The following is a 12,590-nucleotide window of genomic DNA, read 5'->3' on the forward strand; positions in this document are numbered from 1 at the left end:
AATCTCCTTCATTTATCTTAAGCTTTAAATTCTTGTCGGAAGAGTTGGTCAATGGATCCACCAGACTCATAACGAATATCATCTACATTGCCTTGCCGAACGACCTTGCCATTATCAATAAAGATAATTTCATCTAAGATTGGTTCAATATCTGAAATCAAATGTGTTGAAATGAGAACAGAAGCACTAGGTGAATAATTGTTGATAATCGTTTGTAAAATGTAGTCTCGTGCTGCTGGATCAACTCCTCCAATTGGTTCATCAAGAACATAAAGTTTGGCTTGGCGGCTCATGACCAAAATCAACTGAACTTTTTCTTTGTTTCCTTTAGATAATTTTTTGAATGCTAGATTTTCGTCAATGTGAAGATCTTGTAACAAGGCTTGAGCACGCTCCATCTCAAAATCTGCATAGAAAGATTGAAAGTACTGCAAAGCATCTTTGACTTTCATTTTTTCATTCAGGTAGGTCGTATCTGGTAAATAAGATACGATTTTTTTGGTTTCTGGTGACGGTTGAAGCCCATTGATGAGAACTTTCCCATCATTTGGCTGGAGCAAACCATTGATAAGTTTAATTATAGTTGTCTTTCCAGAGCCATTTGGACCGAGCAAGCCGATAATTTTTCCAGCTTCGATTTCAAAATTGATGTGTTCTAAAGCAAGTGTGCTGCCGTAGGATTTTGAGACATTTTCAAATGCAAGTAAGATCATTTCCTAAACTCCTTTTATATAATCTTCAACAATTGTTGGTAATTCTTCTTTCTGATAACCAAAATGAATCATACCATTTACAAATTTTTCCACTTCCTCCTTAGAAAGTTTTTGTCTGGTTTTTAAAATCAAGTCATGATTATCAGTGACAAAACGTCCTGCTGTGCGTTGAGAATAGACAAAACCATCTTTTTCCAAGTCAGATAAAGCTCGTTGGATAGTATTTGGATTCACACCGGCTTCTGCAGCTAATTCTCTAACGGTAGGTAATTTCTCACCAGCTTGTAGCTGGTTGGAGATGATTTGCAATTTAATCTTATCCATAATCTGTAAATAAATGGGAAGATTGTTATCAAAAGTCCAACTCATGATTTCTCCTTTTTGTATCTTTGTACTAATTAAACAATACAGTATTTTTGAAAAAATAGCAAGTTTTTAGAAAAAAATTCTGTATTTTTTCTTCAGCAAGCAAAATAGAAATTTAGTATAATAGAAAAGAGAAGAAACAAAGGAGAATGCCGTGGTTGCTCAATTAGATACGAAAACTGTTTATACATTTATGGATAGTTTGATTTCTATAAAGAAATATGTGAAAACAGCTAAAGCATTAGGATATCAAACTCTAGGGATGATGGATATTGACAATCTCTATGGAGCTTATCATTTCATGGAAATTGCGACTGCGCAAAAAATTCAGCCGATTTTGGGTATAGAAATGACCTTGGATTATGCAGGGGTTCCTCTTAATCTCCGTTTTCTAGCTCTTGATAGTCAAGGGTATCGCAATTTAATGAAACTTTCTACATTAAAAATGATAGGAAAGAGCAAGTGGGAAGAGTTGCAGCATTTATTGGAAGGGATAGCGATTATTGTTCCTGTATTTGATGGAATTCGAGACTTGGATTTGGGAAAAGATTTTTATATAGGCGTATTTCCAGATACTCCTCAACAAGATTTCATGCATAAAACTGTACCCTTGCATACGGTTCGTTACTTTGATACTGGAGATTTAGAAACATTGCAGATGCTACGGGCCATTCGGGAAAACAGTAGTTTGCGAGAAGTTGGACATTTGCCAAGCAATGAGTATTTATTATCGTCTAAGCAGTTTACACAGGCTTTTCAGAAAAATTTTCCAGAGAGTCTGGATAACCTGGAGCAGTTAGTCGCAGGTGTACATTATGAAATTAATACAGAGTTAAAATTACCGCGTTTTAATCCAGAACGACCGGCAGTAGAAGAGCTACGAGAACGAGCTGAGGCTGGATTAAAAGCAAAAAAATTATGGACAGAAGCGTATCAAGAACGCTTGAATCAAGAATTGGCTATCATTCATCAAATGGGTTTCGATGATTATTTTTTGATTGTCTGGGATTTGCTGCGCTTTGGTCGCAGTCAGGGTTATTATATGGGCATGGGTCGTGGATCTGCAGTTGGAAGCCTAGTTGCCTATGCTCTTGAAATTACAGGGATTGATCCTGTTGAGAAAAATCTAATTTTTGAGCGATTTTTAAATCTGGAACGTTATACTATGCCTGATATTGATATTGATATTCCCGATGTCTATCGTCCAGAATTTATCCGCTATGTCCGCGATCGTTACGGGACGATGCATACAGCGCAAATCGTGACCTATTCTACTTTTGGGGCTAAGCAAGCAATTCGTGACGTTTTTAAACGCTACGGGGTGCCAGAATATGAATTGACCAACATTACTCGTAAAATCAGTTTTCGTGACACATTGACTTTAGCTTATGAAAAAAATATGTCTTTTCGTCAGATTATTAACAGTAAACTGGAGTATCAAAAAGCTTTTGAAATTGCGAAAAAAATTGAAGGGAATCCACGTCAGACCTCGATTCATGCAGCAGGTGTGGTGATGAGTGATAATGATCTGACAGAACACATTCCACTTAAATATGGGGAAGATATGTACATCACGCAATATGATGCACATGGGGTTGAAAGCAATGGCCTGCTCAAAATGGATTTTCTTGGCTTGCGCAACCTGACCTTTGTTCAACGAATGAAAGAAGCAGCTTTGGAGAAGTACGGTGTTGCTATTAACATTGCAAAGATTGATCTGGAGGATACTATAACCTTGCAGCTTTTTGCAGCGGGCAGAACTAAAGGTATTTTTCAATTTGAGCAAGCGGGCGCTATTAACCTTTTGAAGCGTGTTCAGCCTGTGCAATTCGAAGAGATCGTCGCCACTACATCACTCAACCGTCCGGGAGCTAGTGATTATATTGATAATTTTGTAAAAAGAAAGCACGGACAAGAAAAGATAGAGATGCTGGACTCAAGTTTGGAAGATATTTTAGCTCCAACTTACGGTATTATGCTGTATCAAGAACAGGTAATGCAGGTTGCTCAGCGTTTTGCTGGTTTTAGCTTAGGCAAAGCCGATATTTTGCGGAGAGCTATGGGAAAAAAAGATGCTACTGAAATGCATCGAATGGAAGCAGAATTTGTTACAGGAGCACTTGATCTTGGACATTCTGAAATCAAAGCAAAAGAAGTGTTTGCGGTTATGGAAAAGTTTGCAGGTTACGGATTTAATCGTAGCCACGCTTATGCATACTCCGCCCTTGCTTTTCAGTTGGCATATTTCAAAGCGCACTATCCTGATATTTTCTTTGATATTATGCTGAATTATTCAAGCAGTGATTACATCACAGATGCGTTAGAGTTCGACTTTCAAGTCGCTTCTTTAAATATCAATAACATTCCTTATCGAGATAAATTCCAAGACAAGCAGATATATTTAGGCTTGAAAAACATTAAAGGATTGCCACGCGATGTTGCTTATTGGATTATTGAAAATCGTCCGTTTTCAAATGTAGAAGACTTCGTTTTGAAATTACCAACACAATATCATAAGGTTCAGTTACTAACTCCCTTAGTACAAATCGGCTTATTTGATGTATTTGAAAAAAATCGTCAAAAAATCCTGCAAAATCTTCCCAATTTGTTTGTCTTTGCAGATGAATTAGGCAGCCTTTTTGCAGATACAAATTATAGTTGGACAGAAGCGGAGAATTATACAGAAGCAGAGAAATTTGAGCTAGAAAAGGAAATTATCGGTGTTGGTTTGAGCGAGCATCCTTTGGTAAAGCTTGCAAAAGCTGCTACTCAATCCTTTACTCCTATTCAAGAGTTAGTTGGAAACACTCATGCGACGATTTTAGTAGAAATTTTGTCTATTCGTGTCATTCGTACCAAAACGGGTGAAAATATGGCGTTCTTACAAGTAAGTGATACTAAAAGAAAAATGGAAGTGACAGTGTTTCCAGATGCCTTTAAACAGTTCGGCAAAGGTTTGCATGAAAAAGGTTTCTATTATCTGACTGGTCGGATTCAGAAACGAGAGAATCGTTTGCAGATGATTTTAAACCATTTGCAGGAAGCTAACACAGAACGTTTTTGGATACAAGTAGAAAATCATGAAAGTGATGCAGAAATATCCGCTATTTTACAGCAATTTCGAGGAGACATTCCAGTCGTTATCCGTTATGAAAATGAAAGAAAGACAGTGGCAATTCCTCAATATCGTGTTCAAAAATCAGATAAATTACAAGAAGAATTGAAAAAAATAACCATGAAAACGATTTATCAATAAAAAATTAGGAAAAAAGAAGAATTTTGATTTTGATTGTGGTATAATCAAGGGTGAATGTAAAAAGAAAAAGGAGCACAAACGAATGAAACGTATTGCTGTTTTAACTAGTGGTGGAGACGCCCCTGGTATGAATGCTGCTATCCGTGCAGTTGTTCGTAAAGCAATTTCAGAAGGAATGGAAGTTTACGGTATCTATGACGGTTATGCCGGCATGGTTGCTGGTGAAATTTATCCGCTTGATGCCGCATCAGTTGGAGATATTATTTCACGTGGTGGTACTTTCCTTCACTCAGCTCGTTATCCAGAATTTGCCCAATTAGAAGGACAATTAAAAGGAATTGAGCAACTTAAAAAACATGGTATTGAAGGAGTTGTGGTTATCGGTGGAGACGGTTCTTATCATGGCGCTATGCGATTGACAGAACATGGCTTTCCAGCTGTCGGACTTCCTGGCACGATTGACAATGATATCGTTGGTACAGATTTTACAATCGGTTTTGACACAGCTGTTACAACTGCGATGGATGCCATTGATAAGATTCGCGATACCTCATCTAGTCACCGTCGTACTTTTGTTGTTGAAGTAATGGGACGTAACGCTGGAGACATCGCTCTCTGGGCTGGTATTGCTACAGGTGCCGATGAAATCATCGTTCCTGAAGAAGACTTCAAAATCGAAGATATCGTTGCAAGTATTAAACGTGGCTATGAAGAAGGTAAGAAACATAATATTATTGTTCTTGCAGAGGGTGTTATGTCGGCCGATGAATTTGGTAAGAAGTTGAAAGAAGCTGGTGATGTGAGCGATCTTCGTGTGACGGAACTTGGACATATTCAACGTGGTGGTTCCCCAACTGCTCGTGACCGTGTTCTTGCTTCTCGTATGGGTGCTCATGCCGTTACCCTTCTTAAGAAGGGTATTGGTGGTGTTGCGGTTGGTATTCGTAATGAACAAATGGTTGAAAATCCAATCCTTGGTACAGCAGAAGAGGGTGCTTTATTTAGTTTAACAGAAGACGGTAAGATTATTGTTAATAATCCACATAAAGCTGATCTTGATCTTGCTAAATTAAACCGTAGCATTTCAATGTAATTTTAATTTGTTATTCTGGTCATAAAGACCATTTAAATAAAAAGGAGTGTTCATATATCATGAATAAACGTGTAAAAATCGTTGCAACTTTAGGTCCTGCGGTAGAAATCCGTGGTGGTAAAAGATTTGGTGAAGATGGCTATTGGAGCGAAAAATTAGATGTTGAAGCATCGGCTCAAAATATTGCAAAATTAATCCAAGCTGGTGCAAATACATTCCGTTTCAACTTCTCGCATGGTGATCATGCAGAACAAGGTGATCGTATGGCTACTGTGCACCGTGCAGAAGAAATTGCTGGTCAAAAAGTTGGTTATCTTCTTGATACAAAAGGACCTGAAATTCGTACAGAATTATTTGAAGGTGACGCTAAAGAATACTCTTACAAAACGGGTGAACAAATCCGTGTTGCAACGAAACAAGGTATCAAATCAACTCGCGAAGTTATTGCTTTGAATGTAGCAGGTGCACTTGACATCTTTGATGACGTTGAAGTTGGAAAACAAGTTCTTGTTGATGATGGTAAACTTGGTCTGCGCGTTATTGCAAAAGATCCTGTTACACGTGAATTTGAAGTAGAGGTTGAAAATGATGGAATTATCGCAAAACAAAAAGGTGTGAATATTCCAAATACAAAAATTCCTTTCCCAGCGCTTGCTGAACGCGACAATGATGATATTCGTTTCGGTTTGGAACAAGGAATCAACTTTATCGCTATTTCATTCGTACGTACTGCAAAAGATGTTAATGAAGTTCGTGCAATCTGTGAAGAAACTGGTAATGGACATGTGAAATTGTTCGCTAAAATCGAAAACCAACAAGGTATTGAAAACTTGGATGAAATCCTTGAAGTAGCTGATGGTATCATGATTGCTCGTGGTGACATGGGTATTGAAGTTCCATTTGAAATGGTTCCAGTTTACCAAAAAATGATTATCACAAAAGTCAATGCAGCTGGTAAAATTGCGATTACCGCAACAAACATGCTTGAAACAATGACTGAAAAACCGCGTGCTACTCGTTCAGAAGTATCAGACGTGTTTAACGCTGTTATTGACGGAACAGATGCAACAATGCTTTCAGGTGAATCTGCAAATGGTAAATACCCACTTGAATCTGTAACAACTATGGCTACAATTGATAAAAACGCTCAAACTCTATTGAATGAATATGGACGTTTGTCATCAGTTGACTATGCTCGTAGTTCTAAAACAGAAGTTGTTGCTTCAGCAGTGAAAGATGCTACAAACTCAATGGATATTAAATTGGTCGTTACAATCACTGAAACAGGTAACACTGCACGATTGATTTCTAAATATCGTCCTGACGCTGATATCTTAGCAGTAACATTTGATGAATTGACACAACGCTCATTGATGTTAAACTGGGGTGTTATTCCAGTTGTAACTGAAAAACCTGCTTCTACTGACGACATGTTTGAAGTTGCAGAAAAAGTTGCTCTTTCAACAGGATTAGTAGAATCAGGTGACAACATTGTGATTGTAGCCGGTGTCCCAGTTGGAACTGGTGGAACAAACACTATGCGTATCCGCACAGTTCGTTAATTTGTATTACTAAAAGAAAAGAAGCTTATCAATCAACGTTTTTCTAGCTTGATTGGTAGGTTTTTTTAGTTGCAGATAAAAATAGGAATAGCAATTTACTTTTTCCGCCTTTGTTTATTTTCTGAAAACATGATATAATAAATAAAAGAAGAGGAGAGAGAATGGTAAAAAGAGATTTAATTAGGAACATTATTATTTTATCCGTCATTGTAATAATTATCGCTTGTTTGCGAATTTTTATTTTTACACCATATGGCATTACCGCAAAAGATGCGAATCATTTTTTGAAAGACAGAGATATTGTTATTGCCAATAAGAACAAAAAAATCAAAAGAGATGATTTTGTATTGTATGAGGTGGATGGAAAAGAATATGTCGGACGTGTCGTTGGTTTAGGAAATGACTCTGTCGTTTATATGGATGATGTACTGTACTTAAATAATAAAATTAAGTCAGAAGATTATTTAACGAAAGATAAGGAAAAATATTTAGCGAAGGCTACTAATACAGGCTATTTCACTCATGACTTTACTATTCAGACATTAACAAAATCAAATACAAATATAATTCCAGCAAAATCTTATTTGATCTTAAATGATAATCGACAAAATATGGAAGATAGTCGGAAATTTGGTTTGATTGCAGAGAAACAAATTAAGGGAGTTATCTCTTTTAGAGTGCTCCCCTTGGATCAATTTGGTTTTATTAAAATGAAGTAGCATTAAGTGTTAAAAAAGCGAAACTGAAAATTTATATTTCAGTTTCGCTTTTTCGTGTTTCCTGATGAAAAACATTTTGCCATGTTTCGTGACGACGCCAAAGGCTGGTATGGATAATTCCATCTTCTTCATAACAAATGAGTTTGGTTTTTTGGCTAATAGAAGTTAAATGGAAATTTTTAATAGGAGATTGCTTTCCTTTTTCGGTTTGAAATTCTTTTTTGTTCATTTGGTAGCCATCTTGGGAAATGTAAACAAATTCAGGAGCTAGTAAGTCCTCTAATTGGCTTCCCTGCTCGACTAATTGTTCTCTCATAAATAATTTTCGATAAACATTGTCCAAAATTTCATCCTCTGGGATAGGTGCGGGCTCAATGTGAATGTCAATATCAAAAACTCCAAATTGATCTTTGAGCATAAATTCAACTTGATCGGCAATTTCATGGCTTTCATAGACAGATAAGTCGGGATTCATTTCTAAAATGAGGTCAAGATAGATGTTACTACCATAAGTACGACCTCTTTGAGATTTAACACGGGAAATTTTAGGAATTTCTAAAATGGCTTCTTTGTATTCTTTTAAAAGATTTTCATCAAAACCGTCTGATAGACTAAAAGAGGATTCCATAAAAATTTCGTAAGCCGTTTTAAGAATGAAAAAGGTGATAATGATAGCAACAAGTTTATCCACAATCGGGAAATTTAAGGCACTTGCGATGATTGCAATCGTTGTACCAAGAGAAGTGATAGCATCAGATAAATTGTCTTTGGCAGCAGCATCAAGCGCTTTAGAATGTGCTTTTTTTGCTAAGGATTTATTATAAAAGTAAACACCAGTCATAATCAAAGCGGAGACCATTCCAACTAAAGCACCCAAAGGATCAATGATTGTTTCTTGGCGAGAGATAATTTTTTGAACGGTATCAATCAGAACATCAAAGCCAACAAAAAACATGATAAGAGAAGTGACAAGACTAGCCAAGTCTTCAATTTTCCAGTGACCAAATTTGTGATCCGTGTCAGCCGGTTTGCGTGCCATACGAAGCCCTATCAAAACGGCAATATTAGCCACAATATCTGAAACATTGTTAAAACCATCGGCTGTCAAACTGGAGGATTGTAAGGTAGAGCCAGCAATAATTTTAGCAATTGATAAGATGATGTAGGTTACAATAGCTAAAATAGCACCGCGCTCTGCGAGTTTAAGATTTTTTGCTGGATTATTCATGAGTTTTCCTTTCAGAAAGTTTATTATAACGCTTTTTACGTGATTTTTCAAACTTTTATAGGACGAAATGTGTGAAGACTTCTCTTTCTAGTTTAGCTTATGAGTTATTTTTGTTATAATAGAACCATTGACTTTGAAAGAGGAAAAAAGATGAATCCCTTATTAACAGGTATGAATGACCGTCAAATGGAGGCAGTTCAAACAACGGAAGGTCCTTTGCTGATTATGGCAGGAGCTGGGTCTGGAAAAACACGTGTTTTAACCCACCGTATTGCCTATTTGATTGATGAAAAGTTAGTCAATCCTTGGAATATCTTGGCGATCACCTTTACGAATAAGGCTGCTCGAGAAATGAAGGAGCGGGCATTTTCCTTAAATCCCGCAACAGAAGATTGTTTAATTGCGACTTTTCACTCGATGTGCGTGCGGATTTTGCGTAGGGAAGCTGACCATATCGGCTATAACCGCAATTTTACGATTGTCGATCCTAGTGAGCAGCGAACACTGATGAAACGGATTCTCAAAAACCTCAATCTAGATCCTAAAAAGTGGAATGAGCGCGCCATTCTGGGCACCATTTCCAATGCCAAGAACGACCTGATTGATGAGGTAGCCTATGAGAATATGGCTGGTGATATGTATACAGAAATTGTGGCTAAGTGCTATACAGCCTATCAAAAGGAACTGCGCCAGTCAGAGGCTATGGACTTTGATGATTTGATCATGCTGACCCTGCGGCTTTTTGACCAAAATCCTGATGTCCTGACCTACTACCAGCAACGTTATCAGTATGTTCATGTCGATGAGTATCAGGATACTAACCACGCCCAGTACCAGCTGTTCAAGCTCTTGGCTTCTCGCTTTAAGAATATCTGTGTGGTTGGAGATGCCGACCAGTCTATCTATGGCTGGCGGGGAGCCGACATGCAGAATATCTTAGATTTTGAAAAAGATTATCCTGAAGCTAAGGTAGTCTTGCTTGAGGAAAATTATCGCTCTACCAAGACCATTCTTCAGGCAGCTAATGAAGTTATTCGAAATAACCGCAATCGCCATCCTAAAAATCTCTGGACTCAGAATGAAGATGGCGAAGAAATTGTCTACTATCGAGCTAATGACGAGCAGGATGAAGCTCTCTTTGTCGCTCGAACCATTGTTCAGCTGACCCGAGAAGGCTACAATCATAAGGATTTTGCAGTCCTTTACCGGACCAATGCTCAGTCCCGGACAGTGGAAGAAGCCCTGCTCAAGTCTAATATTCCCTACACCATGGTGGGGGGAACCAAGTTCTACAGCCGTAAGGAAATTCGAGATGTCATCAGCTATCTTAATCTCATTGCTAATACTAGCGACAACATCAGTTTTGAACGTGTTGTCAATGAGCCCAAGCGGGGTGTTGGACCGGGTACAGTGGAGAAAATTCGTAATTTTGCAGCTGGTCAAGAGATGTCTCTTTTAGATGCTTCCTCGCAGATTATGCTCTCACCTGTCAAGGGGAAGGCTGCTCAGGCTGTTTTTGACTTTGCCAATCTCATTTTGAATCTGCGCGAACGATTGGACGAGTTGACCGTGACAGAATTGGTGGCAATAGTTCTCGAAAAGACGGGTTATACTGAACAATTAGTAGCTCAAGAGACGCTGGAAAGTCAGGCTCGAATTGAAAATATTGAAGAATTCTTATCGGTTACCAAAAATTTTGATGAACATTCTGAAAATGCTACAGAAGAAACTGGGCTTGATAAGTTGAGCCGTTTCCTTAATGATCTGGCTTTGGTTGCGGACACAGATGACGCTGGCACTCAGGAAAGCTCAGAAGTGACACTTATGACGCTACATGCTGCCAAGGGGTTAGAATTTCCAGTGGTTTTCATTATCGGTATGGAAGAAAATGTCTTCCCACTTAGTCGGGCAACTGAAGAGGAAGACGAATTAGAGGAAGAGCGCCGATTGGCCTATGTTGGAATTACTCGTGCTGAAAAAGTCTTGTTTCTGACCAATGCTAACTCGCGTTTGCTGTATGGGAAAACTAATTACAATCGACCAACTCGTTTTCTCAATGAAATTAGTTCGGATTTATTGAACTACCAAGGATTAGCTCGACCGGCCAATACATCTTTTAAAGCTTCCTGTGTAAATGGAAAAACCATCCAGTTTGGTCAAGGGACGAGTCTCGCTCAAGCATTACAAGAACGCAAACGGCAAGTTGGGCCAAGTAGTATTTCCTCAAGTCAGTTGCCATTTGGCAAGAATATAGAAGCTACTCAACCAGATTTGAATTGGGCTATCGGTGATATTGCGCACCATAAAAAATGGGGAGATGGAACTGTATTAGAGGTGTCAGGTAGCGGTAGTAGCCTAGAATTGAAAATCAATTTTCCAGAGGTTGGATTAAAAAAACTGTTGGCAAGTGTTGCACCAATTGAGAAAAATAACATCTAAATGTAAGAAGGAGTTGTTATGATAAAATATTCCATCGAAGTTTGGATTTATAATCTGATTATTAGGGAAATGTTACTCTTAAAAGTTAAAACGGATCAATTTTCTTTTTGGCAACCGATTACTGGTGGTATTGAGAATAGTGAAACTCCTGAAGTTGCCTGTATTCGGGAGATTTTTGAAGAAACTGGACTGAAAACTACTCTAACAAAACTTTTGAAAATCGGACATCATACAGTTGTTATGAATGAAGACTTATCCATTTTTAAAACACTTTTTCTGATGGAAACGAAGCGGAAGGATATTCGTATTTCTGATGAACATGTTGATTTTATGTGGACAAAAGTTAAAACTGTTCCTGATATATTGTATTGGCAGAGTAATCAAGAGACGTTTCAAATGGTAGTAGAAAAATTAAGCTAGGAGAGCAATGAAAGAAAGTAGTCGTGGGCAGAGAACGTTACTGTCTCTTTCTTTGTTGATGTTGAAAGTAATACAGATCCCCTTTTTAAAGCTTGAGAAGTTCCGATATCCAAAACCCTGATGTTTGATGTCTTTGCTAAGCATTCTTTGTAGCTTCAAGTTTGATGGGAGTTAGTAATATGGTTTGACACTATTTCTAGCTTCTTTGAAATACTTGAAGAAGTTTCGTATGGTTGTTTGTCTTTTACTATAAAGGATTGTAATGGGTTTCTGGGTTTCATAATCCTGAGAAATAAAAGTTAACTTGGCTTTCTGATAATAGAATTCATTCCAGAAGAGAACCTCAGGTAAAATAGGTTGCTTCTCTTTAAACTGAATGTGGTTGAGTTTATGATAACAGCAGACGTTGAAAGGGGCGATGCCTTTAGTAAGAACTGATAAATCGCCAATTTCGATTAAAGGAATCTTAGAAGGCTTTTGGTAATCGTATTTTATCTATTTATCCTTGTAGTGTTTATGTTTAGAGGGGTATAGTCTAGGTAGGTGATTACCTCAATATGAGTTTTATACTTAAAAGCTTTATTTCAAGTGATATTCCTGTCTCTAATTCTAATCAATTCTGTCATATTATGGAGTTGTTCCATGTGATGCTTTTCGTTATAAGCCATATGGAACTTTTTCATGCATTCAAAAGGCTTTGTAATTTCCAAAATGGATTTCTCCACTACAGATGTTATAGAATCTTTTTTATTACCTCTTGACATTAGAATTGTCAGAATTTATAATAAAGGTAG

General features: G+C 37.6%; 9 protein-coding genes and 2 pseudogenes. 6 read left to right on the forward strand and 5 right to left on the reverse strand.

The features are described from left to right. Nucleotides 1-17: 17 nt before the first annotated feature. Both SCSC_RS03420 and SCSC_RS03425 read right to left on the reverse strand, forming a co-directional pair. Nucleotides 18-713: an ABC transporter ATP-binding protein gene (locus tag SCSC_RS03420; RefSeq protein WP_006270572.1), complete on the reverse strand. Its 696-nt coding sequence runs from the start codon at nucleotides 711-713 to the stop codon at nucleotides 18-20. 3 nt (nucleotides 714-716) lie between these two features. After that, nucleotides 717-1,082 (reverse strand): GntR family transcriptional regulator, encoded by a 366-nt coding sequence (locus SCSC_RS03425; RefSeq protein WP_006270580.1) that lies wholly within the window; start codon nucleotides 1,080-1,082, stop codon nucleotides 717-719. Nucleotides 1,083-1,233: 151 nt separating this feature from the next. On the opposite strand from SCSC_RS03425, the gene SCSC_RS03430 reads away from it, so the two are divergent. The 4 genes from SCSC_RS03430 (at nucleotide 1,234) to lepB (ending at nucleotide 7,709) form a co-directional block, all read left to right on the forward strand. Beyond that, a complete protein-coding gene (locus SCSC_RS03430; RefSeq protein ID WP_006270568.1) occupies nucleotides 1,234-4,335 on the forward strand; it encodes a DNA polymerase III subunit alpha in 3,102 nt (1,033 codons plus the stop codon). An 82-nt stretch (nucleotides 4,336-4,417) separates the two neighbouring features. Then, nucleotides 4,418-5,428: a 6-phosphofructokinase gene (gene pfkA / locus SCSC_RS03435; RefSeq protein WP_003069674.1), complete on the forward strand. Its 1,011-nt coding sequence runs from the start codon at nucleotides 4,418-4,420 to the stop codon at nucleotides 5,426-5,428. Between the two features lie 59 nt (nucleotides 5,429-5,487). Further along, nucleotides 5,488-6,990, forward strand: coding sequence for a pyruvate kinase (pyk, locus tag SCSC_RS03440; RefSeq protein ID WP_006270590.1), 1,503 nt, complete (start codon nucleotides 5,488-5,490; stop codon nucleotides 6,988-6,990). Nucleotides 6,991-7,151: 161 nt separating this feature from the next. Further along, nucleotides 7,152-7,709, forward strand: a complete 558-nt coding sequence (lepB, locus tag SCSC_RS03445; protein ID WP_003069538.1) for a signal peptidase I — start codon at nucleotides 7,152-7,154, stop codon at nucleotides 7,707-7,709. Nucleotides 7,710-7,740: 31 nt separating this feature from the next. Here the strand turns inward: lepB and SCSC_RS03450 are convergent, their stop codons facing one another. After that, on the reverse strand, nucleotides 7,741-8,937 hold the full coding sequence (locus SCSC_RS03450; RefSeq protein ID WP_006270559.1) for a cation diffusion facilitator family transporter: 1,197 nt from the start codon (nucleotides 8,935-8,937) through the stop codon (nucleotides 7,741-7,743). A 150-nt stretch (nucleotides 8,938-9,087) separates the two neighbouring features. Here SCSC_RS03450 and pcrA point away from each other — a divergent pair, with 150 nt between their 5' ends. Next, nucleotides 9,088-11,376 (forward strand): DNA helicase PcrA, encoded by a 2,289-nt coding sequence (gene pcrA / locus SCSC_RS03455; RefSeq protein WP_006270571.1) that lies wholly within the window; start codon nucleotides 9,088-9,090, stop codon nucleotides 11,374-11,376. Between the two features lie 18 nt (nucleotides 11,377-11,394). Further along, nucleotides 11,395-11,796, forward strand: a complete 402-nt coding sequence (locus tag SCSC_RS03460) for an NUDIX hydrolase (protein WP_006270535.1) — start codon at nucleotides 11,395-11,397, stop codon at nucleotides 11,794-11,796. Nucleotides 11,797-11,979: 183 nt separating this feature from the next. On the opposite strand, the pseudogene SCSC_RS09505 reads toward SCSC_RS03460, so the two are convergent. Beyond that, nucleotides 11,980-12,153: pseudogene (locus tag SCSC_RS09505) on the reverse strand (ISL3 family transposase); the annotation flags it as partial. 141 nt (nucleotides 12,154-12,294) lie between these two features. Continuing rightward, nucleotides 12,295-12,440 (reverse strand): annotated as a pseudogene (locus SCSC_RS09510) (ISL3 family transposase); the annotation flags it as partial. Nucleotides 12,441-12,590 lie beyond the last annotated feature (150 nt).

The organism is Streptococcus constellatus subsp. constellatus, from assembly GCF_023167545.1.
Taxonomy (GTDB): domain Bacteria; phylum Bacillota; class Bacilli; order Lactobacillales; family Streptococcaceae; genus Streptococcus; species Streptococcus constellatus.

Coding starts and splice junctions, on each gene's coding strand:
- pyk (WP_006270590.1), top strand. CDS start 5,488: ATGAATAAACGTGTAAAAATCGTTGCAACTTTAGGTCCTGCGGTAGAA.
- lepB (WP_003069538.1), top strand. CDS start 7,152: ATGGTAAAAAGAGATTTAATTAGGAACATTATTATTTTATCCGTCATT.
- pfkA (WP_003069674.1), top strand. CDS start 4,418: ATGAAACGTATTGCTGTTTTAACTAGTGGTGGAGACGCCCCTGGTATG.
- SCSC_RS03460 (WP_006270535.1), top strand. CDS start 11,395: ATGATAAAATATTCCATCGAAGTTTGGATTTATAATCTGATTATTAGG.
- SCSC_RS03420 (WP_006270572.1), bottom strand. CDS start 713: ATGATCTTACTTGCATTTGAAAATGTCTCAAAATCCTACGGCAGCACA.
- SCSC_RS03425 (WP_006270580.1), bottom strand. CDS start 1,082: ATGAGTTGGACTTTTGATAACAATCTTCCCATTTATTTACAGATTATG.
- pcrA (WP_006270571.1), top strand. CDS start 9,088: ATGAATCCCTTATTAACAGGTATGAATGACCGTCAAATGGAGGCAGTT.
- SCSC_RS03450 (WP_006270559.1), bottom strand. CDS start 8,937: ATGAATAATCCAGCAAAAAATCTTAAACTCGCAGAGCGCGGTGCTATT.